Genomic DNA, 20,747 nt, shown 5'->3' with positions numbered 1-20,747 from the left:
ATCTTTGCGCTCATGAAAGTCCTTTTATACGATACAACCCTCCGTGACGGTAACCAAGACCGCAAGATAAGCCTTTCTCTCGCCGACAAGCTGCAGATTGCGCGAATTCTTGACCATTTCGGTTTTGACTACATCGAAGGGGGCTGGCCCAATCCGAGCAACCCGACCGACGAGGAATTCTTCCGCAAAATCAAGGAAGTGAAGCTGAAACATGCGAAGATCGCCGCGTTCGGCTCTACGCGCCGTCCGAAGGTGTTGCCCGAGAATGACCCGCTGCTGCAGGCGCTCGTGAAGTCGGAAGCCCCGGTCAAGACGATTTTCGGCAAGAGCTGGGACCTGCACGTGACCGACGTCATCCGCACCACGCTAGAAGAGAACCTCGACATGATCGAGTCTTCCGTCGACTACCTCAAGGACCATTCCGAGGAGGTGATTTACGATGCGGAACATTTCTTTGACGGCTACAAGGCGAACCCGCAATACGCTATCGAGACGCTGAAGGCTGCGGAACGCGGCCGTGCGGACTGCATCGTGCTTTGCGATACGAACGGCGGGACGATGCCGTGGGAACTTGAACAGATTGTGAAGGACGTTAAGAAACAGATTTCGACGCCCATCGGCATCCACGTGCATAATGACGCGGGCCTTGCCGTATGCAACAGTATTTATGCCGTCAAGTGCGGTGCGACTATGGTGCAGGGCGTTGTGAATGGCTATGGCGAGCGTTGCGGAAACGCAAACCTCACGACCATTGCCGCCGATCTTCATTTCAAGATGGGCGCAAAGTTCTTTGCCGCCAAAAAAATGGCTCGCCTCCGCCAGCTGAGCAGCAACGTGGACCAGATTGTGAACCTCCCGAGCGACGTGCATGCCCCGTACGTGGGCGATGCGGCGTTTGCGCACAAGGGCGGTGCCCATATCGACGGCGTGATGAAGGTGAGCCGCAGCTTCGAGCATATCGACCCGCACGAGGTGGGTAACGACCGCGTGTTCGTCACGAGCGACCAAGCGGGAGGCTCTCTCGTTGTGGAAAAGCTCAAGGCTATCAAGCCGGGTATTGACAAGAAAGACCCTGTAGTGGGCAAGCTGCTCACGCTCATCAAGGAGCGTGAAAACGCGGGCTGGCATTTCGATTCTGCCGAGGCCAGTTTCAAGCTTTTGGTGTACCGCCACTTGGGCATGGTGCAGGAACCGTTCAAGGTGCTGGGCTACCGCGTCATCGAAGACAAGACTCCGCAGGGTGTGTCCGTTTCGCAGGCGACCGTCAAACTCCAGATTGGCGACAAGATTAGCCATCAGGTGAGCGAAGGCGACGGCCCGGTGAACGCTCTCGACGCGGCGCTGCGCAAGGCTTTGCTCCCGTTCTTCCCGAACATGGCGAAAGTCAAGCTCGATGACTACAAGGTGCGCGTGCTGGGGTCCAACGTGGCTTCTGACGCGACGGTGCGCGTGTGGACGACCTTTGGCGACGAGAAGGGCTACTGGAATGTGGTCGGAGTCTCGAGCAACATCATCGAGGCGAGCTGGATGGCGTTTGTCGATGGGCTTACCTACAAGATTCTTGTGGACAACAAGGTCATCGAGGGTGCCTATAAGCATATCGACGTGAAGCCGGTTGCTTCGAAAGCTGCTGTGAAGGACGAGGAACCCGCTCCTGCGAAGCCGAAGAAACTCTCTGCCCGCAAGGTGAAGAATCTCGCTGACATCACGAGGAACAAGAAGAGGAAGTAGCCTCTTCTGGAAATCTTTATGATAAGCATTACCAAGCTTTTGATGGATACTCCGAACTTCGGGGACCAGCTCCGCTATGAACCGCGGGCCCATGAGTGCAAGAATGGCGTGGCGCCGGGACGCGGCCCCGTGGTGGTATGGAACTGCACCAAGACGTGCAACTTGAGCTGCGTGCACTGTTACGCCCGCTCCGAAGCCATCAAGTACCAGAACGAATTGACCCACGAAGAAGGCTTGGCGCTTATTGACCAACTTGCCGATTTCAAGGTGCCGGTAATCCTCTTTAGCGGTGGTGAACCGCTCTTGCGCCCGGACTTTTTTGAACTTGCGAACTATGCGGCAAGCAAGGGAATCCGCCCGACCATCAGCACGAACGGCACCTGCATTACGCCCGACGTTGCAAAGAAGTTGAAGGACATGGGCGTGGGTTACGTGGGCATTAGCCTGGATGGTTGCGAGGCGACGCATGACAAGTTCCGCGGCAAGGAGGGGGCCTACAGGCTTGCTCTTCGCGGTATCCGCAACTGCGTGGCGACCGGCCAGAAGGTGGGGCTGCGCTTTACGATTACGCGCTACAACGTGCAGGACTTGAATGCGATTTTTGACCTGCTCGAAAGCGAGAATATCGACCGCGTGTGTTTCTATCACCTGGTGTATAGCGGGCGCGGTTCCGCGATGGTCGCAAACGACTTGAATCACGAAGAAAGCCGCAAGGCGATGGACCTGATTATTGACCGCACGCTCGACTTCAAGAAGCGCGGGATAAACAAGGAAATTCTGACCGTCGATAACCACGCCGATGCAGTCTACCTTTACTTGCGCATGAAACGCGAGGACCCTGCCCGAGCAGAGAAGGTGCTGGAACTTATCCAGCGTAATGGCGGTAACCGCAGCGGTATGGCCTTCGGTAACATCGACAGCATTGGGAACGTTCATCCCGACCAGTTCACGCAGTATATTACCCTCGGGAACGTTCGTGAAAGGAACTTCGGCGAAATCTGGAGCGACGAATCGAACCCGATTATGGCGGGGCTCAAGAACAGGAAGCCGATTTTGAAGGGACGCTGCCCCAAGTGCGCCTACCTGAACCTGTGCAATGGCAACTTCCGCACCCGCGCCGAGGCCGTGACCGGAGATTTCTGGGAACAGGATCCGGCATGTTATTTGACGGACGAGGAAATATCCTGACCCCGCTCGAACAAACGCTTCTGGATACCATTCAGGACGCCTTCCCGCTGGAAGAGCGGCCTTACCGGGCGCTTGCGGATGTCCTGAATGGGCGAGGCGAGGGTGAAACCGTCACCGAACAGGCTGTCTTCGAAGCGGTCGAGAACCTCCGCAATTCTGGGATTGTCCGTCGCATCGGTGGCATCTACGATTCGCATAGGCTCGGGTTTATTTCGCGGCTCTGTGCGGGCAAGGTTTCCGATGTGGATAAATTCGCAGCTGTAGTCAACGGGATTTCTGCGATTACGCACAATTACGTACGCAGTCACGAATACAATGTGTGGTTTACCGTCATCGCGGAGTCCGAAGGTGAAATTCGTGCGGTTGTCGAGGGGCTTTGCTCCACTACGGATTTGCACGATGTGCATATCCTTGCCGCAACGAAAAAGTTTAAGATAAACACGGTGATGGGGAAGGGCGCAGACGAAAGAAATGAAGATTCCCGCCTACGCGGGAATGACGATCGAGGTGGGCATTTCATTGCTGCGTTATCGTCGTCCGACAGGGCTCGCATCCGCATAGCCTGTGGCGATATTCCGCATACGCTCACGCCGTTTGCGGACTGGGGTGTTCCTATCGAGGCCCTCCGCGACGACCTTGCGCAAAAGAGGATGCGCCGTTTCGGGGCTATCCTTCGGCACCAGGATGCGGGTTTCGCGTTCAATGCGATGGTGTGCTTTGATGCCCCGGGCTCTGCCGGCGATGTCCTCGCGCAAAAGCCCTATGTATCCCATTGTTACGAGCGCCCTTCCTTCGAAGGCTTCCCTTACACGCTCTATGCGATGATGCATGCCCAGTCTGCCGCGGAACTCGAAACATTCATAAAGGGTGCCGCGGAATCTATCGGGAGTCCCGATTATGTCGTGCTCCATTCCCTCCGCGAACTCAAGAAAACAAGCTTTGATTTTTTCGCCTAGCGGCGCTGTCAGAAATATAGCCTAAGGGGTGGCCTGCAGGTATATTCCCACGCGGTGTCCCGTCTCGAATCCGAAGAGGGTCCCGTCGTGGATTTCGTAGTTGAAACCGATGCCGACCGGTAGCCCGTAGATTCTGAAGAAGCGGGTGGCATCGAATTTCATTTTATAACCCCGGTATTTGTCGTCCATCTTGCGGAAGCGCTTGTCGAGGTTTCTGTTCTCGGAATCCGTGATGCGCGCCTGGTAGAGGAATACCTCGCTAAATTTCCAACCTGTATGGAGAGAGTCGTTCCAGCCGAGTTTCCACACGAAGGACGCCTTGATGCCGATTTCATCGCCCGGCATGTAGTTCTTGTCTTCGAGGAACATGTTGTAGCGCAGGGAGGTGCCTAAAACGAGGTGCCTTGAAAATTGCAGGTAAGTGAACGGTTCGACGTTGAGGCGGTGGAACCGGTTCTTTTGCGATCCTTCGCCGGGCGGGAATCTCCAGCCTAGATCGAGCCCGATGTTTTTATACAGGATCCCGCGGATTCCCGCATACGTCTCGTTGAATCCGTTCACGTGCAGGTTGCAGTAGTTGTGGAGATACCCTTCGGTCGAATACTCGTAGCTGTAGCTCATGAAACGGAAGGAGCCGTCGACATAAAGGCTGATACGCGAAAGCGGGGCGTATTCCAGCGAGACTGCCATGTCTGTGCTGTAGACGTCTTCGTCCAGTTCCTCGGTTCCCTGGATGCTGAGGCTGCTTGCGGGCGGCAGAATCGGATGCAGGACTTCGGTGGCGTGTGCCGCCACGGCGAACAAAAACAAGGTGCATGCGATTGCCGGTTTCATGGGGAGAAAGATAAAAATTGTTATTTTAGATGCAGGATGCGTGAACATTTTCGACAGTGCATATTGCCGGTTGCAGTTGCGGTGCTTCTGTGCTTTGGCTGTTGTGTGGTCGGATGCCAGAACGAGACGACCGACCCGTCTCCCGACTATTTGCCGCTCGACGATTCCGAATATCCCTATGCGGACTTGCCACGTATTGTCATCGAAACCGAGAATTTTTCGGGCATCCGCGACCGGGAAACAATCCATCCTTCGTTCCTTCAAATTTATGGGGACTCGGGCCCCGAAAGCGAAGTCCTGGAGCTGACAGTCCATGGTCGTGGCAATTCGAGTTTCAAGATGCCCAAGTACGGCCTGAAACTGGAATTTAAGGATAAACTCGCCTTTCTTGGAATGCCCGCAAGTCGTGACTGGGTGCTTGTGGCCAACTATGGCGACAAGGCGCACCTGCGAAACTATATGGCAACGCGTCTTTCGGAATGGTTGGGCATGCCGTACACGCCGCGCTGCCGCTTTGTGGAACTTTACTTGAACCGCAGGTATATGGGGCTCTACCTCCTCATGGAATCGGTCAAGGTCGCGAAGGAACGCGTGAACATCGCGGAAAATGACACCTCGTTCCTTTTCGAGAAGGAAGGCGAAAAGAAGATAGATTCACCGTTCTTTCGTTCGTGCACGGGAGAACCGTTCCACGTGAGGTCTCCCAAGAATGTGTCGCAGGAGTCGATGGAGCTTTTGCGAACGCACCTGTGTGACTTTGAACGCTGCCTGCAGCGGGCCTGCACCATAGATAGCGGTGCTGTCGCGGAATGGGTGGATATGGACGATTTTATGCCCTATTACTGGGTCCAGGAATTCTCGAAGAACGAGGATGCCAATTTTGGCAGAAGCATTTTCATGACATGGCAGAAGGGCGGCAAGATTCATTTTGGCCCGATTTGGGATTTCGATATATCTTTCGGCAACGAATCCTACGAGCGGAACCGCGGTTTCGACGGTTGGTACATCCGGAAATACAGGTGGTTCGGTTCCATGTTCCGGAGCCCGGAAGTGAAAGAGGAGGCGAGGCTGTATTGGATGGAACACCGCGAGACAATCCACGCCCTGGCCGACAGCGTCCCCCTGTATAGGGCCATCATCGAAAAGGCCGTCAAGAACGAATACCGGCGTTGGCCGATAATGAGCAATACCGAGAACTGGGCGCTCAAGGAGCCCTACGAGGACTATGCAGAGGCCATTTCGGTCATGCTGGACTGGATGGAACGGCGTTTTCAGTGGATCGATGCCGAATTGAACGATGGATCCTAAGCAAAATTTATTGGAAGGTTGACGGCTGTAATGATGGTTATATAATCAGTCCAAGATTGGATTCGTCCTTTCCGGGGAACATGGATGCTGGGCTTTATTTAGATGAGACTCCAGACATGTCAATGCGGTTTTCTCACGAGTTTAGTGGAAAAATTACGGTTGGTGGACCCTATTCCAGCGTAATTGTGGGAGTAGAAGTTGGTTTGTCGAATCCGATTTTTGGGGGAACGATTTCGTGTCCGACTGTAGAAGTACGTGGTGTGGACTATAGTTCGTCTTCTTCCTCTTCTGGGTCTATCGCTTGTGGCGACATGTGGTGCGGGCTTAAACAAGAGATTAAGGGGGCTTGGACATATAGTTGGGTAAATACAGGACATAATAAGTCTCTAAATGATGGGTATTATATCGTGGGAGCCCGAAAGGGCGCTGATGTTACAGATTGGGATGGTCTCTGTATTGTTTACAAGTCTACGGTAGACTTTTATTTAGAGATTCCTGTCGAGAATGAGGCAGTCGTAGTTGATTATGATAATTTCAACTACAAGTTGCCCAAGACGTCTGAAATGTCTGTTGTAAATATTCCATGGGACAATTTCAAACAGGGCGGTTGGGGCAAAAAAATTGATCGCGCAGAAGCATTAAAAAAGGTAGCAGCCGTCACGTTGGAATTTAATGATGAAGTTGGTTCCCCGCAAGATTTCTTCATACAGTTCGTCGGCCGCTATAATTCGTGCCAGTAATTCCTAGTGCTTGACGCCGTATAGTTTTGCGGCAACTGCAGTAATTTGTTGTCCCTGCCTTTGTGCAGGGATTTCTTTTTCTATCTTTGTACCATGCGCAAAATCTACATGGCAGGCATGAGCCACAAGGTGGCTGAAATCGCAGTCCGCGAGAAGTTCTACATCCCGATGGATGTGAAGACGGAAGCGCTCGGCCATTCTCCGTTTGACGAACTCCTGATTCTTGCGACGTGCAACCGTACCGAAGTCTACGTGGCATCGGACAGGGATATTGCCGAGGCGGAACTCGTGCAGTACGTGTGCAAGCTTGCGGGGCAAAGGTTCGAGGATTTTGCGAAGTTTTTTTACTTTAAGACGGGTGACGACGTTGCGCATCATGTGATGAACGTGTCTGCTGGGCTCGATTCCGTGGCCGTGGGCGAGGACCAGATTCTGCACCAGATTGGCCGTGCCTACGAGACGGCGCACAACCTGCATGCGACGGGGAACAGCCTCAACAAGTTATTCCAGGGGGCAATCCACACCACCAAACGCATCAAGACGGAGACAAACCTGAGCAAGCTCAGTTGCAACATCCCGTTTTTGGCGATGAAGCAGGTGCAGCGCACGTTCGATGACCTCGAAAACCGCTCCGTGTATATCGTGGGCCTAGGCGAGATGGGTTCCCTGATGCTCAAGTACGTGCAGGAATACACCACGAATATCTTTGCGAGCAGCAGAACTTTCGCAAATGCCGAAAAGTTTGCAGACGTGCTCACCCCCGTGAAGCTCGAGGACCGCTACAAGGTGCTGGGCAAGTGCGATGTTGTCGTACTGTGCAGCATCTGCCAGGAACCCCTTATCACGAAGGATGAATTCGAGAAGGTCACTGAGTTGGTTGGTGAGCCTGCCGAACCAGCCGAAGTGACCGACCGACGGAAACGCTTGATTATTGACCTCGGTAGCCCGCGCAATGCGGTAGCCTCCATTGGCGAAATTCCCGGCGTGCAGTACGTGTGCGTCGATGACCTCGAAAAGATTGTTTCGGAGAACCGCCGCCTGCGCATGGTGGAACTCGAGGCCGCGCAGAAGATCTTGAAGGAAGGCCTGGACGAGTTCTTGCAGTGGTACCGCATGGACGAGGTTTCGAAGGATATCCGCGTGCATGCCGACAGGATGGTTGCAACCGCGAACGAGGAATCCGAAAAGCTGTTGCGCTCGATGCCCGACTTGCCGGAAAATGAACGCGAACGCATCCGCATGATGTACGAACGCTTTGCGAAGAAGATGGCGAACGATTACCTGTACAAGGTAAAGGCGGGCAATTCGCCCGAAGACGTGAAGGTGTTCCTCAAGTGCCTGGAGGCAAGCGATGAATAATGCCGTTTTTTCGCAGGGCGGAAATGTGCGCCCGCTGCGGATTGCAACGCGCAAGAGCGCCCTTGCCGTGGCGCAGACTACGCTTGCCGCCAACGCCCTCGTGTCGGCGAACCCGGGCCTCACGTACGAACTCGTGACGATGACGACCGAGGGCGACCGAAGGCTCGACAAGTCCCTTGCGAGCTTCGGTGGCAAGGGCGTGTTCATCAAGGAACTTGAAGTCGCCCTGCTTGAAGGTCGCGCCGATATTGCGGTCCACAGCCTCAAGGATATGCCGGCAGAAGTCTTGCCGGAATTCAGGCTGGCCGCAGTCCTCAAGCGCGAGGACCCGCGCGATGCGTTTATTGCCCGCGGGGGTGCAGGCGGCGTGCATTTTATGGACTTGCCCTCGGGTGCCCGCGTCGGTACGGGCAGCATCCGCAGGGTGGTGCAGCTCAAGGCGCTCCGTCCGGACTTGGAATACGTGCCCATCCGCGGGAACATACAGACGCGCCTCTCGAAACTTGATGAACTTGACGGAGTCGTGCTGGCGGCTGCAGGCCTCAAGCGCATGGGCCTTGCAGACCAGGTGACCGAATACTTCGATACCGACAAGGTCCTGCCTGCATCTGGCCAAGGAATTCTCGCGATTGAAACTTTGGCCGATTGTCATTCTGGAGGGAGCCTTGCGACCGATAGAATCCAGGGCATTCTTTCCCGCGTGAACGACGCTCCCACTTATTGCATTGCCGTTGCCGAGATGGCCTTCCTCAAGGCGCTCAATGCGGGCTGCCAGTTCCCGGTGGCGAGTTTCGCCGAATTCATTTCTCTTGCAGGGAAGGGTGAATTTGCAAATGATTCGCAAATTCATGGCGGGGAGAAAGGCTGCCAGCAGATTATGAAAATCCGCGGCATCTACTGGGACGAATCTTCACAGCGGTTGCTCCGTGCGGAACATGGCGTGCAGTTTGGCGCGCTTGAATCCGGTATGGGCGAATCGTTTGAAAATGCTGTGACGCAGGCCCGCGACGCGGGAATTGCTCTTGCGGGTAAAATCCGCGAACAGCTTGCGCGCTGATTCCCTGTAACTTTCTATTTTTACACTCGATGAAAGGAACCGTTTATTTAATCGGTGCAGGTCCCGGCGATCCCGGGCTATTGACGCTCCGTGGCAAGGAAATTCTGGAAAAGGCCGACGTGGTGGTCTATGACCGCTTGGTTTCGCCTGCAATTCTTGGCATGTGCAATCCGAAGGCCAAGATGGTGGACGTGGGCAAGATGCCGACGCACCACAAGGTCAAACAGTCCGAAATCAACAGGCTTCTGGTGCAATTTGCTTGCGAATTTCCCGGCGGTGTGATAGCGCGCCTCAAGGGCGGCGACCCGTTCGTGTTCGGGCGTGGCGGCGAGGAGGCTTTGGAACTTGTTGCTGCCGGTGTCGAATTCGAGGTGGTTCCGGGCATTACGTCTGCAATCTCCGTGCCTGCGTACGCGGGCATACCTGTAAGCCATCGCGGGATTGCGACGAGCTTTCACATTATCACCGGGCATGAAAAGGCGGATGGAAGAACGTGTCATCCTGAGCGGAGCGAAGCGGAGTCGAAGGATCCAGGCCAGAATCTCTCTCTTGACTTCGAGACTCTCGCGCATTGCCCCGGCACGCTCATATTCCTGATGGGCGTCGCCAACATGGATTTTATTGCCCGCCGGCTTATGGAATGCGGGAAGGACCCGAAAACTCCGCTCGCCTTTATCGAGAAGGGCACGACTCCGTACCAGCGCACCGTCATGGCGACGCTCGAGACTGCGGGGGAGACGATTGCCCGCGAAAACGTGACTGCCCCCGCGATTACGATTATGGGTGGCGTCGTGGAACTCGGGCAAACGCTCGCGTGGAAAAAGAACTTGCCTCTTGCCGGCAAGCGCCTCGTGGTGACCCGTGCCGCAAAGCAGGCCAGCGGGATTACCGCACGCCTCACGGCCCTCGGCGCCGAAGTCATCGAAACCCCGATGATCGAAACCAGGGATGTCATCCCCGCGAAGGCGCGGATCTCCTCAGCCGATTTCAAAGCCCTCGCGAATTTCGACATCCTCGCCTTCACGAGCACGAACGGCGTGGAAAGTTTCTTCAGGCCGCTGTTCGCCGCAGGTTGTGATGTGCGCGTCCTTGCCGGAAAGAAGATTGCGAGCGTCGGCAAAATTACCGAAAAGAAGTTGCTCGAATACGGCATCCGCTGCGACTACGTGCCCGAAGACCATACCGGCGAAGGCCTTGGAAAGTTGCTTGCGGCAAAGGTGACCGCGGGGGAAATCGATGAATCCCGCATTCTCCTCCTGCAAGGCAATCTCGCGGACGATACGCTGTTGGAACTCCTGCCGAAATCGACCCGCTGGGTCGTTTACGAGACACTCCCTGTGACAGAACTTCCCGAATGGAAGCGCGAAGCCGTTGCCGGCGCCGACGCCGTCGTATTCGCGAGCACCAGCGCCGTCGAGAACTTTGTCAAGATGGCGGAAGCACGCCCGTCCCTTTCGTTCTGCATCGGTCGCATGACGGAAACCGCCGCCCGCAAGCACGGCTTTGAAACGGTCACATCCGACGAAACGACGATGGATTCCCTCGTGAAGAAGATTGCGGAATATTATTCCGCGGCTCGTTAACCATCGACTGAAAATTTCGAATAAAGAAAAGACGCAAGGACAGAAATCCTTGCGCCCTATCCGAGATGGCTTCTAGATTTATTCCGCGAAGAGTGCCGTAGACAGGTAGCGGTCGCCGGTATCCGGGAGGAGAGCGACAATCGTCTTGCCCTTGTTTTCGGGACGCTTCGCGAGTTCCTTTGCAGCCCAGAGAGCAGCACCGGAAGAGATACCCACGAGCACGCCTTCTTTTTTGCCGATTTCGCGGCCGGCTTCGAAAGCAGCCTCGTTCTCGACAGCAATAATCTCGTCGTAGACCTTGGTGTTGAGCGTGTCAGGCACGAACCCGGCACCGATACCCTGGATCTTGTGGGAGCCCGCGACGCCCTTGCTGAGCACCGGAGAGCTGGCCGGTTCCACAGCCACGACCTTCACGTTCGGGTTCTTGCTCTTGAGGAATTCGCCCACGCCGGTCACGGTACCGCCAGTACCCACGCCCGCCACGAAGATATCGACCTTACCGTCGGTGTCTTCCCAGATTTCGGGACCGGTAGTGGCCCTGTGGGCGGCCGGGTTGGCGGGGTTCACGAACTGGCCCGGAATGAAGCTGTTCGGGATTTCCTTCGCGAGTTCGTCGGCCTTGGCGATAGCGCCCTTCATGCCCTTTGCGCCTTCGGTCAGCACGAGTTCGGCACCGTAGGCCTTCATCAGCTGGCGACGTTCCACGCTCATGGTCTCGGGCATCACGATGATGATGCGGTAACCGCGGGCGGCAGCGACGGAAGCAAGACCGATACCGGTGTTACCCGAAGTCGGCTCGATGATGACGGAGCCGGCCTTGAGCTTGCCGCTCTTCTCGGCATCGTCGAGCATCGCCTTCGCGATACGGTCCTTCACGGAACCTGCGGGGTTGAAGTACTCGAGCTTCGCGAGAATCTTGGCTTCGAGGTTGTTGGAAGCTTCGACGTGAGTGAGTTCGAGGAGGGGGGTGTGACCAACAAGCTGGTCGGCAGAAGTGTAAATCTTAGACATTTTGAAATTCCTTTTTTTTTTGTGATCCCCGCTAGTGCGCGTAGCCATCAGAGCGGGGATCTTGTTTAAAATTTTGTTGATGTTAAGCCGCGGTCGACGGCCCGAATGAAAAGCCTACTATCAGGGCCAACATCGAACAGAATTAAGGTAAAGTCCGTACATACTATAATTCCTTAGATTGCGTTCAAGGCCTGGTCGAGGTCGTTGATGATATCCTCGTAGTGTTCCGTACCGATGGAGAGGCGGACCGTTGCAGGAGAGATTCCCGCTTCGGCAAGTTCCTTCGGAGTGAGTTCGGAGTGCGTCGTGGTGTAGGGGTGCACCACCAGGCTCTTCACGTCGGCAACGTTAGCGAGCAGGCTGAAAATCTTGAGGGAGTCAATGAACTTGAAGGCTTCTGCCTGGCCACCCTTCACGTCGAACGTGAAGATGGAACCACCGCCGTTCGGGAAGTAACGTTCGTAGAGCTTGTGGTCCGGATGGTCGGCGAAACTCGGGTGATTGACCTTTGCCACCTTCGGGTGCTTCGAGAGGAATTCCAGAACCTTCTTGGTGTTTTCCACGTGGCGGTCAAGGCGGAGCGAAAGCGTTTCCGTACCCTGGAGCAGGAGGAAGGCGTTGAACGGGGAAATCGCGGCACCTTCGTCACGGAGGAGAATGGCGCGGATGTACACGATGTAGGCAGCAGCGCCTGCAGCGGCCGTGAAGGGCACGCCGTAGCTCGGGTTCGTCTCGGTGAACTGCGGGAACTTGCCACTTGCAGCCCAGTCGAACTTGCCGCCGTCGACGATGATGCCGCCGAGGGTAGTACCGTGACCGCCGATGAACTTGGTAGCAGAATGCACCACGATGTCGGCGCCGTGTTCGAGCGGGCGGATCAGGTAAGGAGTACCGAAGGTATTGTCGATCACGACCGGGATCTTGTGCTTGTGGGCGATTTCAGAAATGGCTTCGATATCCGGGATATCGGAATGCGGGTTGCCGAGCGTCTCGATGAGCACGAGCTTCGTGTTTTCCTTGATGGAAGATTCGACTTCCTTCAGGTCGCGGGTATTCACGAAGGTCGTGTCGATGCCGAACGGGCGGAGCGTGTGTTCCAGGAGGTTGTAGGTACCGCCGTAGATGGTGCGCTGGGCAACCACATGGTCACCCTTGCGGGCGAGAGCCGTGATGGCGTAGGTGAGGGCAGCCGCACCGGATGCAACCGCGAGGGCAGCGACACCGCCTTCGAGAGCGGCGATGCGTTTTTCAAAGACATCCTGCGTCGTGTTGGTGAGGCGGCCGTAGATGTTGCCTGCATCCTTCAGATGGAAACGGTCGGACGCGTGCTGAGCGCTGTGGAAAACATAGGAGGTGGTCTGGTAAATAGGAACCGCGCGGGAATCGGTTGCGGGGTCTGCCTGTTCCTGGCCAACATGGAGCTGAAGAGTTTCGAAGTGGAGCTTGTTCTGAGTAGTCATGTGTGAAATTCCTTTTTTCTGTTTTGCCATCCCCGTGCGGGATGCCTGTTAAATAGTGCCCCTTTATTTCAAGCCGGGGCCCAGCCTGGCGGATTTAAGCTCCGCGAGCCTCACTTAGGGTACACATTCGAACTTTCATAAGCTATCCTGCCTTTGCGGCACCCTGCCGCGCTGGTCCGGTTACCCGGTTTTGAACTTGTCTGACGGCTTGTCCGCCCGACGGGGAATAAATTAGAACTTAATTCCTACCTTTTCAATAGGAAAATAACGGAGTGTACAAGAATTTTGCTTATATTTTTCTTACTAATAGTTTCTGTCTATAACTAGATTGTAGGGAAAAGCTATAGGAGGGGGCTTTTGCTAAAAAATTTCCGTATTATCGATGAAATACTTGCTTTTTTGTTCACTAAGTATTATATTTATACTGCACATAAGTTCAAGTGAATGAATGAGTAATATATGGATGTCCGCGAAAAATTGAATATTCTCTCTGCCGCTGCCAAGTACGATGTCTCCTGTTCGTCTAGCGGTTCTCGGCGTTCCGCACCTCCGAGGGGGCTTGGCGATGCTTGTCCGGCGGGAATTTGCCATACGTGGGCGGCTGACGGGCGCTGCATTTCGCTCTTGAAGATTCTGCTTTCGAATGCGTGCAAATACGACTGCGCTTACTGTGCGAATCGTCGCAGCAACGATATTCCGCGTGCGACATTTACGCCAAAGGAAGTGATTGACCTGACTCTCGAATTTTACCGTCGCAATTACATCGAGGGGCTCTTCCTGAGTTCTGCGGTGGTGGGGTCGCCCGATGCCACGATGGAACGTCTTGTGAAAGTCGCGAAGGAATTGCGGACGATGCACAGGTTCGGCGGCTACATTCATTTGAAGAGTATTCCTGGAGCGTCCGAAAAGCTGCTTCACGAAGCGGGCCTTTACGCTGATCGCACTAGCGTGAATATCGAGGTCCCGTCGGAGCGTTCGCTTACCTATCTTGCTCCTGAAAAAAATTACGCTTCGGTTTATGCCCCTATGAACTACTTTGCCGAACGCAAGATTGAGTACGGGGGTTCGCGGGGGAGGTATACACCGAACTTCTTGCCTGCGGGGCAAAGCACGCAGATGATTGTAGGGGCCTCCGGCGAAACGGATTTTCAAATTCTCACGCTGTCAGCAGGGTTCTACAGGCAGCAGCGGCTCAAGCGCGTCTACTTTTCGGGCTATGTGCCGGTAAATGCGGACAAGCGCCTCCCCGCGCTTACGACGAAGCCGCCGCTCTTGCGGGAACATCGGCTTTATCAGGCGGATTGGCTCATGCGATTCTACAAGTTCGATTACGACGAAATTTTGGATGCGAAGCATCCGAACCTGGACTTGAATCTTGACCCGAAGGCGGGGTGGGCGTTGCGTCATCCGGAATTCTTTCCGGTCGACTTGCAGACGGCGGATTACGAAATGATCCTGCGTGTTCCCGGAATCGGGGTGAAATCCGCCCAGCTGATTGTTTCGAGCCGCAGGTATTGCAAGATACGCCTCGAAACGCTAAAGAAAATGGGAGTGGTGCTGAAGCGTGCGAAGTATTTCATCTACCATCCCGACATTCCCGCGGGAGTGCGACAGTTCTATCCCGAGATAATCCGGCCCTTGTTGCTTGCGCCCTCGAAGACCCAGCAGCTCGACCTCTTCGATAGCACGCCTCTGCTGTTGCCTTCCGCGCCCGCAACAACAAACTCGTTGCCATCTGTATTCCCCAGCACGAATGTCATCCCCGCGAAGGCGGGAATCTCCTTGCCAAAGCCACACCTTCTAGCAGCAGGATAACACCATGTCTCTCTGCATTTCCTACGATTCTTCTTTCGACGGCTTCTTGAGCGCCGTTTTTGAAATCTATTCCCAGCATCTGGATGTGGAAAGCTTTGTCCCTGACCGCGACACGGGAGCGACAGGGAACCTGTTTCAGCAGAACTTCCGTGTGGAGACGAACGACGAATCTGCTTCGCGCCTCCGTCGCGCCGTCGTGAATTATGCGGGCGATGACGTGCTTAACCTGTTGTATGCGGCGTTCCTTTCGGAAGAACCGGGGGTCGAGATGAAGATTCTCGCATACCTTCGCAAGTTGTTTGCGGGTGACGATCCGAATTTTGCAAAGAACGTGGCTTCGACGGAAATGCTCCCGCTATACAAGCTTGCGTATTCGGTGCGTCACGAGGCCGGGGGGCTTCTCGGCATGGTCCGTTTTTCGAAAGCTCCCGGGAACTTCTACGTCTCGAAAATCGACCCGAAATATGATGTCCTCCTCCTCATCGAACCTCATTTCCGCAACAGGTTTTCCAATGAGAACTGGGTCATCTACGACGAGAGACGGAAGTATGCTCTTCTGCATGACCGAACGGGAGAAAGTCGCGTTGTGACCCTGCCCGATGCGACCGCCTTGACGGATGCCATCCGAAGCGACTCCTTTACTCAGTTGTGGCAGGATTACTACAAATCCATCGCCATCAAGGAACGCGAGAACCCGAAACTGTTGCGCCGTTGCCTTCCTGTACGCTATTGGAAGAACCTTACCGAGCGGCAGACCGCCTGCGTCCCCGCGCTGTAACTCCGGCCCTCGCCAAACCTCTTAAATGAAAGGACCCGCCGGTTGGCGGGCCCTTTTCGAATTCTAGGCGCTTGGACTTAGTTGATGCGGCCGACGAGGTTGCCGGAGAGCATGAAGTCCCTCGTGCTGCCGTAGCTGTGGAAGCCGGCAGAGAGGCTGAAGCGATCCGTGAATGCCTTCTCGAGGTAGATGGCTCCGAGAACGTCCTTCACGTGCTTGGCTGCGAACTTGCTCTGGAAGTCCTTGTGCTCGTGGCGGTCGCCCACGTATTCGGCTTCAACGATGATGCGGTCGACAATCGGAGTGTAGATGGCTATACCGCCGGTCAGCGGGATAACCAGATCGTCATCGGCACTGATGTTCATGAGGGCCGCTTCACCGAAGAGCGAGATGAAGTTCTCGGAGAGCGGGACGTTGAACTTGAGAGACACGTTGTGCTTTACGGTAGCGTCGGCGTCGTAGACCATGTCGAAGATGTTGCTACGGTAGCCGAGCTGGATCTTCAGGTCCTTGAGGCTTTCGAGGTTGTGGAAGTTGAATACGGCACGGAGGTCACCCTTGTCGAGGTTTGCCGACTGGCTGATGAAGGACACGTTCAGGTCCATCGTTTCGGACGGGGTGATGCCGAGCTGCAGCTGGTTTTCGGAGGGCTGCGTGGACATGAAACCGTTCAGGTAGCCGTCGATGTAGCCACCGAAGTAGTCGCCGTTCTTGTCGGTGTTATCCCAGCGACCGACCTTGAAGTTAATCAGGTCGTTTTCCTGGAAAGCCCAGGCTTCGTCGAGGGAGTAGTAGTCGTCGAGCTTGCCGTTCTCGTCGTTACGGAAGGCTTTCTTCTTGGCGTCCTTGTCGGCGAATCCTTCGTCCTTCAGGTCACCGGGGTAGAACGCTACGGCGATCTTGCCCTTGAAGTTTTCACCTTCGGCGAGGACTGCGAAGTTGGCTTCGCCGTTCCACGTTTCGAGGTTGTCCCTCATTTCGTCTTCTTCGCTTGCCCAGAAGACCTTGCCAGCTTCCAATTCAAAGTCGGCATTGATATCGAACGCGAGCTTCGGGGTTTCGAGCACGGCGTTCTTGATCATTTTCTTTTTCTTGCGGCGTTTTTTCTTCTTGGCGGGCTTCTGCTCGTCGGCGGCTGCGACCTGTTCTTCGGCAGGGGCTGCTTCGGCGACGGCTTCGGTTGCCGGTGCTTCAGCGGCGGGAGCTTCTGCTACGGGAGCGGCTTCAGCGGCAGGTGCTTCTGCTACGGGAGCGACTTCGGCGGCGGGGGCCTCGGCAGCGGGAGCTTCGGCTGCAGGAGCGGCTTCAGCAGCGGGGGCTGCGGTTTCGGCTGCAGGAGCTTCGGCTACGGGAGCTTCGGCAGCGGGTGCTGCTTCGGGGGCTGCTTCCGGGGCAGCAAAGACTGCTGCTGCCAGAACGCAAGAAGCGAGGATCATCTTTTTCATCTTCGGAATTCTCCTTTGTAAATTAATATGCCGAAAGTTTAGAAAAAACAATGGACAAATGGACGAATTGCTTCCGAAAATGGGAGATTTTACCTCAACTTTTACAAAAAAAGTTAATTTTTCGTGCCATGAAGATTAGTCTTAAACGAATTATTTGTTTTGCCACCGCTTTGTTCGTAACATTTGCGCTTGCGCAGGAAACGCTTCCTGTTTATAAGAAAGTAAGAAACGAGGTCAACGAGGCCGCTCCTGTTGGTGAACTTTCCAAGTCCGACTGGATCAAGGAACTCCCGATTCCCAAGGATAAAGTAAAGAAGGTCACCTGGGTCAAGGAAACGGTCGAGGTGACCGACAAGAAGGGCCGCCCTGTCAAGGACAAGAAGGGACGCGTCAAGACGAAGGTCAAGAAGAAAAAGGTGGAAACCTGGGTCGAGGTGGAATCGAGCGAACCGCCGAAGTACGTCCCGATCGAGTGCAAGTACGGAAGCGCCTGGGTGCGCCGCGCGGAACTTGCCCGGTTCCAGCAGGAATCCCTCGACCTGAGTGGCGAGTACGCCTCCGCGACGGGTAGCGTTTATCTGAAAAAGTCCCCGAACAACCCCAAGCGGTTCGACGTGGTTATCCAGAACGGTCCGGAAGGCAACCGTGCTGAAATCGAGATGGGAAACCTCGAAATTCGCGAGGCGGGCCGCAACGCTCGCTTCGCATATCAGGAAGATGGCTGCACCGTGGATGTCGCCGTTACGGGCCGCAAGGTGAAGGTCGCGCAGCGCGGCTGCAACGAGTATAATGCGGGGCAGTACAAGCTTGAAGGCGATTACGACAACTACAAGGGCAATACCCGCAAGGTTGCGAAGTTCAACATGCCTGAGGTCCAGTTCAAGTACAAGAAGTTCTTCTGGTGCGGCAGCGGTTTCGATAGCTGCGAAGAGATGAAGGATGAAAATGGCGCCGTCTACATCACCTGGAGCAAGGGCGGGAACGGCTTCATCGAACGCAAGGCGGGGGAGACCGTGCATACCTACCGCCCGTTCGAACACGTGATTCCTCACAAGCGCGAATTCTACAAGGGTGAAAAGCCTATCGCTATCAAGACCAAACGCACCGACATGGCGGGCGAGTGGATGATCTGGTATTACTACCCGAAGGCCGAACGCTTCAAGATGGTTCGTGCCGGCATGCGCGAAGACATCGCTTACATGGAAATCTACGAGTGATAAGGGATATCGGACAGAGCCGCGTTCTTTTCCTGGATTCCGGCCCGCTGGTCCGGCTGTTGCAGATGCATCCCGATTACTACCCGGCGGTGTCGGGCGTGCTCGACATGGTGTACGAGAAGAACGTTCAGGTTCTTGTTTCTTCCATTACTTTGTTTGAGATTAGCCGCAAGGCGTTCGGTGCGAACGAGGGCGTGCTTGCCCGCCAGTACCGCGAGTTCTTTGAACATTCCGCGAACGTGAAGGTGTGCCCGGTAGATGCCGAAGTTTCCGTAAAGGCCGCTGAACTCTATGCGGCCTCGCAGAAGACGAACCACAAGATTACCGAAGCGGAATCCCTGCGCCTTGCGACGGCTTTTGTGAACGGCGCCGACTGCATCCTTACTGAATGTGCGAATTTCCGCACCCTTACCGACGCCCTCGTCGTGACTTTGGACGAAGTCTAGCAAAAAAAATGCTATCTTTCCCTCCGTAAAATTACGGAGTTTTTATGCCTAACTATTGTCCTGTTATCGGTCTTGAAATCCATTGCCAGCTCGCGACGAAGACGAAGATGTTCTGCGGCTGCGAAATCGAAGTGAATACGACGCCGAACAAGCACGTTTGCCCTGTCTGCCTCGGTATGCCGGGTGCCATGCCCGTGCCGAACAAGAAGGCGGTGGAATACGCGATTCGCCTTGGGCTTGCGCTCAACTGCGAAATCGACCTGAACGCGATGTGGACCCGCAAGAACTACTTCTACCCGGACCTGCCGAAGGGCTACCAGATTACCCAGACGGGCGGACTTCCGGTGTACGACCACCCGATCTGCAAGAACGGCTGGCTCGAAATCGTCAAGGATGACGGCACCAAGAAGCGCGTGGGCATTACCCGTATCCACATGGAAGAAGACGCCGGCAAGCTTATCCACGACATGAGCCCGACCGATTCACACTTCGACGCGAACCGCTGCGGCACCCCGCTCTGCGAAATCGTGACCGAACCGGATATCCGTAGCCCCGAAGAAGCCGTGCTCGTTTTGAAGAAGATCAAGCAGACGCTGGAATACACCCGTGTTTCCAACGCCAACATGGAAAACGGCAACATGCGCTGCGACGGCAACATCTCTCTGCGCAAGAGCGAAGACGCCCCGTTCGGTATCCGCGCCGAAATCAAGAACCTGAACAGCTTTACGAACCTCGAAAAGGCCCTGTATTGCGAAATGAACCTGCAGGCCTCGACCCTCGATGCCGGGAAGGTTGTGGAACAGTGCACCAAGCGTTACGACCCCAATGCGGACAAGACCATCGTCATCCGCTCCAAGGAAGACGCCCACGACTATAAGTACTTCCCGGAACCGGACATGGTCCGCCTCGTGACCGACCCGGCCTTCGTTGAAGAAATCCGCCGCACGCTTCCGGAACTGCCGGATGCCCGCCGCAAGCGCTTCATGGACGACTTCGGTGTCTCCGAATACGACGCCATGGTGCTGACCGAAGACCGCGACGTGAGCGAATGGTACGACACTGCCGCCAAGAACTGCAAGAACGGCAAGGTGCTCGCTAACTGGGTGATTACCGAACTCCTCGCCAAGATGAAGGAACTGGAAGGCGGCCTCAGCGCCCTCAAGATCAAGCCCGAAGACCTCTGCAAGCTCGTGAACCTCATCGCCGACAACACCATCAACGGTAAGATTGCAAAGACGGTCTTCGCCGAGATGTTCGAGACCGGCAAGGACCCCGAAGCCATCGTGAAGGAAAAGGGCCTGGTTCAGGTGACCGACACCGGCGCCATCGAAGAAGTGGTCCGCGCTGTGTGTGCCGAAAACGCCGCCCAGTTCGCCGAATTCAAGGCCGGCAAGGTGGCGCTCAAGGGCTTCCTCGTGGGTATGACCATGCGCAAGTCCGGCGGCAAGGCCAACCCGGGCCTCGTGAACCAGATTCTCGACAAGCTCGCGAAGGAATAGTGCCTTAATGCGTCTTGCGTTCGCTGTCTTGTTTGTTCTGTTTTTCGCGCTTCCTGCCCTTGCGGAAGACGTTCCGAACAAGTGCGACAGCCTCGGCGTGAGCACGTTGAACATGACCGAGGAAGAGATTGCAGAAATCTGCGGAATTGACTCGACGAAACTTGCCCAGGGGCCTACGCTTCAGGAGTTGAACGAAGAAGACCCGAAATACATCAAACGTGATTATGACCACCGGCAGCAGGTCGTTGTCGGTAGCGTTATTATGTTGTGTGTAGCGCTGGCGATGGTCTTGATGAACAACTACAACCCGAAGCGGTAGC

18 protein-coding genes are annotated in these 20,747 nt (G+C 55.3%); 14 read left to right on the top strand and 4 right to left on the bottom strand.

What is annotated here, in order from left to right:
• Positions 1-12: 12 nt before the first annotated feature.
• Genes cimA through B4A77_RS04685 form a run of 3 tightly spaced genes read left to right on the top strand, consistent with a single transcriptional unit; the run spans position 13 to position 3,875 of the window.
• Entirely contained in the window at positions 13-1,731 is a 1,719-nt protein-coding gene (gene cimA / locus B4A77_RS04695; RefSeq protein WP_290738765.1) for a citramalate synthase, read from the top strand.
• A gap of 18 nt (positions 1,732-1,749) precedes the next feature.
• Positions 1,750-2,919 carry a putative heme d1 biosynthesis radical SAM protein NirJ1 gene (nirJ1, locus tag B4A77_RS04690; RefSeq protein ID WP_290738760.1) on the top strand — a complete coding sequence of 390 codons (1,170 nt, stop codon included), beginning with the start codon at positions 1,750-1,752 and terminating at the stop codon, positions 2,917-2,919.
• Positions 2,889-3,875 (top strand): Lrp/AsnC family transcriptional regulator, encoded by a 987-nt coding sequence (locus tag B4A77_RS04685; protein WP_290738757.1) that lies wholly within the window; start codon positions 2,889-2,891, stop codon positions 3,873-3,875. Before nirJ1 ends, B4A77_RS04685 begins: the two co-directional genes overlap by 31 nt.
• A 21-nt stretch (positions 3,876-3,896) precedes the next feature.
• Here the strand turns inward: B4A77_RS04685 and B4A77_RS04680 are convergent, their stop codons facing one another.
• Positions 3,897-4,709 carry a hypothetical protein gene (locus B4A77_RS04680; RefSeq protein WP_290726838.1) on the bottom strand — a complete coding sequence of 271 codons (813 nt, stop codon included), beginning with the start codon at positions 4,707-4,709 and terminating at the stop codon, positions 3,897-3,899.
• A gap of 36 nt (positions 4,710-4,745) precedes the next feature.
• Between B4A77_RS04680 and B4A77_RS04675 the strand changes: the two genes are divergently transcribed.
• From B4A77_RS04675 to cobA, 5 genes are all read left to right on the top strand, one after another.
• Complete coding sequence (locus B4A77_RS04675) at positions 4,746-6,017, top strand: CotH kinase family protein (protein WP_290738754.1); 1,272 nt, start codon at positions 4,746-4,748, stop codon at positions 6,015-6,017.
• Between the two features lie 80 nt (positions 6,018-6,097).
• On the top strand, positions 6,098-6,757 hold the full coding sequence (locus tag B4A77_RS04670; RefSeq protein ID WP_290738751.1) for a hypothetical protein: 660 nt from the start codon (positions 6,098-6,100) through the stop codon (positions 6,755-6,757).
• Between the two features lie 93 nt (positions 6,758-6,850).
• Positions 6,851-8,116 carry a glutamyl-tRNA reductase gene (hemA, locus tag B4A77_RS04665; RefSeq protein WP_290738749.1) on the top strand — a complete coding sequence of 422 codons (1,266 nt, stop codon included), beginning with the start codon at positions 6,851-6,853 and terminating at the stop codon, positions 8,114-8,116.
• The gene (gene hemC, locus B4A77_RS04660) at positions 8,109-9,173 is read left to right on the top strand and encodes a hydroxymethylbilane synthase (protein WP_290738746.1); all 1,065 of its coding nucleotides are present in this window, start codon (positions 8,109-8,111) and stop codon (positions 9,171-9,173) included. The genes hemA and hemC overlap by 8 nt, the downstream gene beginning before the upstream one ends.
• Positions 9,174-9,202: 29 nt before the next feature.
• Complete coding sequence (cobA, locus tag B4A77_RS04655) at positions 9,203-10,756, top strand: uroporphyrinogen-III C-methyltransferase (RefSeq protein ID WP_290738744.1); 1,554 nt, start codon at positions 9,203-9,205, stop codon at positions 10,754-10,756.
• A 78-nt stretch (positions 10,757-10,834) separates the two neighbouring features.
• On the opposite strand, the gene cysK is transcribed toward cobA, so the two are convergent.
• The gene (gene cysK / locus B4A77_RS04650) at positions 10,835-11,767 is read right to left on the bottom strand and encodes a cysteine synthase A (RefSeq protein ID WP_072808735.1); all 933 of its coding nucleotides are present in this window, start codon (positions 11,765-11,767) and stop codon (positions 10,835-10,837) included.
• 173 nt (positions 11,768-11,940) lie between these two features.
• A complete protein-coding gene (locus B4A77_RS04645; RefSeq protein WP_290738741.1) occupies positions 11,941-13,227 on the bottom strand; it encodes an O-acetylhomoserine aminocarboxypropyltransferase/cysteine synthase family protein in 1,287 nt (428 codons plus the stop codon).
• Positions 13,228-13,686: 459 nt separating this feature from the next.
• Here B4A77_RS04645 and B4A77_RS04640 point away from each other — a divergent pair, with 459 nt between their 5' ends.
• Both B4A77_RS04640 and B4A77_RS04635 read left to right on the top strand, forming a co-directional pair.
• Entirely contained in the window at positions 13,687-15,042 is a 1,356-nt protein-coding gene (locus B4A77_RS04640) for a putative DNA modification/repair radical SAM protein (protein WP_290738738.1), read from the top strand.
• A gap of 4 nt (positions 15,043-15,046) precedes the next feature.
• The gene (locus B4A77_RS04635) at positions 15,047-15,820 is read left to right on the top strand and encodes a TIGR03915 family putative DNA repair protein (protein ID WP_290738735.1); all 774 of its coding nucleotides are present in this window, start codon (positions 15,047-15,049) and stop codon (positions 15,818-15,820) included.
• A 77-nt stretch (positions 15,821-15,897) separates the two neighbouring features.
• Here the strand turns inward: B4A77_RS04635 and B4A77_RS04630 are convergent, their stop codons facing one another.
• Positions 15,898-17,265: a hypothetical protein gene (locus tag B4A77_RS04630; protein WP_290738732.1), complete on the bottom strand. Its 1,368-nt coding sequence runs from the start codon at positions 17,263-17,265 to the stop codon at positions 15,898-15,900.
• Positions 17,266-17,435: 170 nt separating this feature from the next.
• Here B4A77_RS04630 and B4A77_RS04625 point away from each other — a divergent pair, with 170 nt between their 5' ends.
• The 4 genes from B4A77_RS04625 to B4A77_RS04610 are packed head-to-tail and all read left to right on the top strand — an operon-like array spanning position 17,436 to position 20,746.
• Positions 17,436-18,482 carry a hypothetical protein gene (locus tag B4A77_RS04625; protein ID WP_290731285.1) on the top strand — a complete coding sequence of 349 codons (1,047 nt, stop codon included), beginning with the start codon at positions 17,436-17,438 and terminating at the stop codon, positions 18,480-18,482.
• Positions 18,479-18,928 carry a type II toxin-antitoxin system VapC family toxin gene (locus B4A77_RS04620; protein WP_173366640.1) on the top strand — a complete coding sequence of 150 codons (450 nt, stop codon included), beginning with the start codon at positions 18,479-18,481 and terminating at the stop codon, positions 18,926-18,928. Before B4A77_RS04625 ends, B4A77_RS04620 begins: the two co-directional genes overlap by 4 nt.
• A gap of 44 nt (positions 18,929-18,972) precedes the next feature.
• Entirely contained in the window at positions 18,973-20,427 is a 1,455-nt protein-coding gene (gene gatB / locus B4A77_RS04615; RefSeq protein WP_290738729.1) for an Asp-tRNA(Asn)/Glu-tRNA(Gln) amidotransferase subunit GatB, read from the top strand.
• Between the two features lie 7 nt (positions 20,428-20,434).
• The gene (locus B4A77_RS04610) at positions 20,435-20,746 is read left to right on the top strand and encodes a hypothetical protein (RefSeq protein ID WP_290738726.1); all 312 of its coding nucleotides are present in this window, start codon (positions 20,435-20,437) and stop codon (positions 20,744-20,746) included.
• Position 20,747: the final 1 nt, after the last annotated feature.

Origin of the sequence: Fibrobacter sp. UBA3718 (genome assembly GCF_002371935.1) — a bacterium.
In the GTDB taxonomy this organism is placed as follows: Bacteria; Fibrobacterota; Fibrobacteria; order Fibrobacterales; family Fibrobacteraceae; genus Fibrobacter.
This window is presented reverse-complemented; position numbering and strand designations above follow the sequence as displayed.

Bases quoted from the DNA above. Each gene is read 5' to 3' on its own strand.
- nirJ1 (WP_290738760.1), top strand. From the start codon at position 1,750: ATGATAAGCATTACCAAGCTTTTGATGGATACTCCGAACTTCGGGGAC.
- B4A77_RS04645 (WP_290738741.1), bottom strand. From the start codon at position 13,227: ATGACTACTCAGAACAAGCTCCACTTCGAAACTCTTCAGCTCCATGTT.
- cobA (WP_290738744.1), top strand. From the start codon at position 9,203: ATGAAAGGAACCGTTTATTTAATCGGTGCAGGTCCCGGCGATCCCGGG.
- B4A77_RS04610 (WP_290738726.1), top strand. From the start codon at position 20,435: ATGCGTCTTGCGTTCGCTGTCTTGTTTGTTCTGTTTTTCGCGCTTCCT.
- B4A77_RS04640 (WP_290738738.1), top strand. From the start codon at position 13,687: ATGGATGTCCGCGAAAAATTGAATATTCTCTCTGCCGCTGCCAAGTAC.
- hemA (WP_290738749.1), top strand. From the start codon at position 6,851: ATGCGCAAAATCTACATGGCAGGCATGAGCCACAAGGTGGCTGAAATC.
- B4A77_RS04630 (WP_290738732.1), bottom strand. From the start codon at position 17,265: ATGAAAAAGATGATCCTCGCTTCTTGCGTTCTGGCAGCAGCAGTCTTT.
- B4A77_RS04635 (WP_290738735.1), top strand. From the start codon at position 15,047: ATGTCTCTCTGCATTTCCTACGATTCTTCTTTCGACGGCTTCTTGAGC.
- cimA (WP_290738765.1), top strand. From the start codon at position 13: ATGAAAGTCCTTTTATACGATACAACCCTCCGTGACGGTAACCAAGAC.
- gatB (WP_290738729.1), top strand. From the start codon at position 18,973: ATGCCTAACTATTGTCCTGTTATCGGTCTTGAAATCCATTGCCAGCTC.
- B4A77_RS04685 (WP_290738757.1), top strand. From the start codon at position 2,889: ATGTTATTTGACGGACGAGGAAATATCCTGACCCCGCTCGAACAAACG.
- B4A77_RS04680 (WP_290726838.1), bottom strand. From the start codon at position 4,709: ATGAAACCGGCAATCGCATGCACCTTGTTTTTGTTCGCCGTGGCGGCA.
- cysK (WP_072808735.1), bottom strand. From the start codon at position 11,767: ATGTCTAAGATTTACACTTCTGCCGACCAGCTTGTTGGTCACACCCCC.
- B4A77_RS04675 (WP_290738754.1), top strand. From the start codon at position 4,746: ATGCGTGAACATTTTCGACAGTGCATATTGCCGGTTGCAGTTGCGGTG.
- hemC (WP_290738746.1), top strand. From the start codon at position 8,109: ATGAATAATGCCGTTTTTTCGCAGGGCGGAAATGTGCGCCCGCTGCGG.
- B4A77_RS04670 (WP_290738751.1), top strand. From the start codon at position 6,098: ATGGATGCTGGGCTTTATTTAGATGAGACTCCAGACATGTCAATGCGG.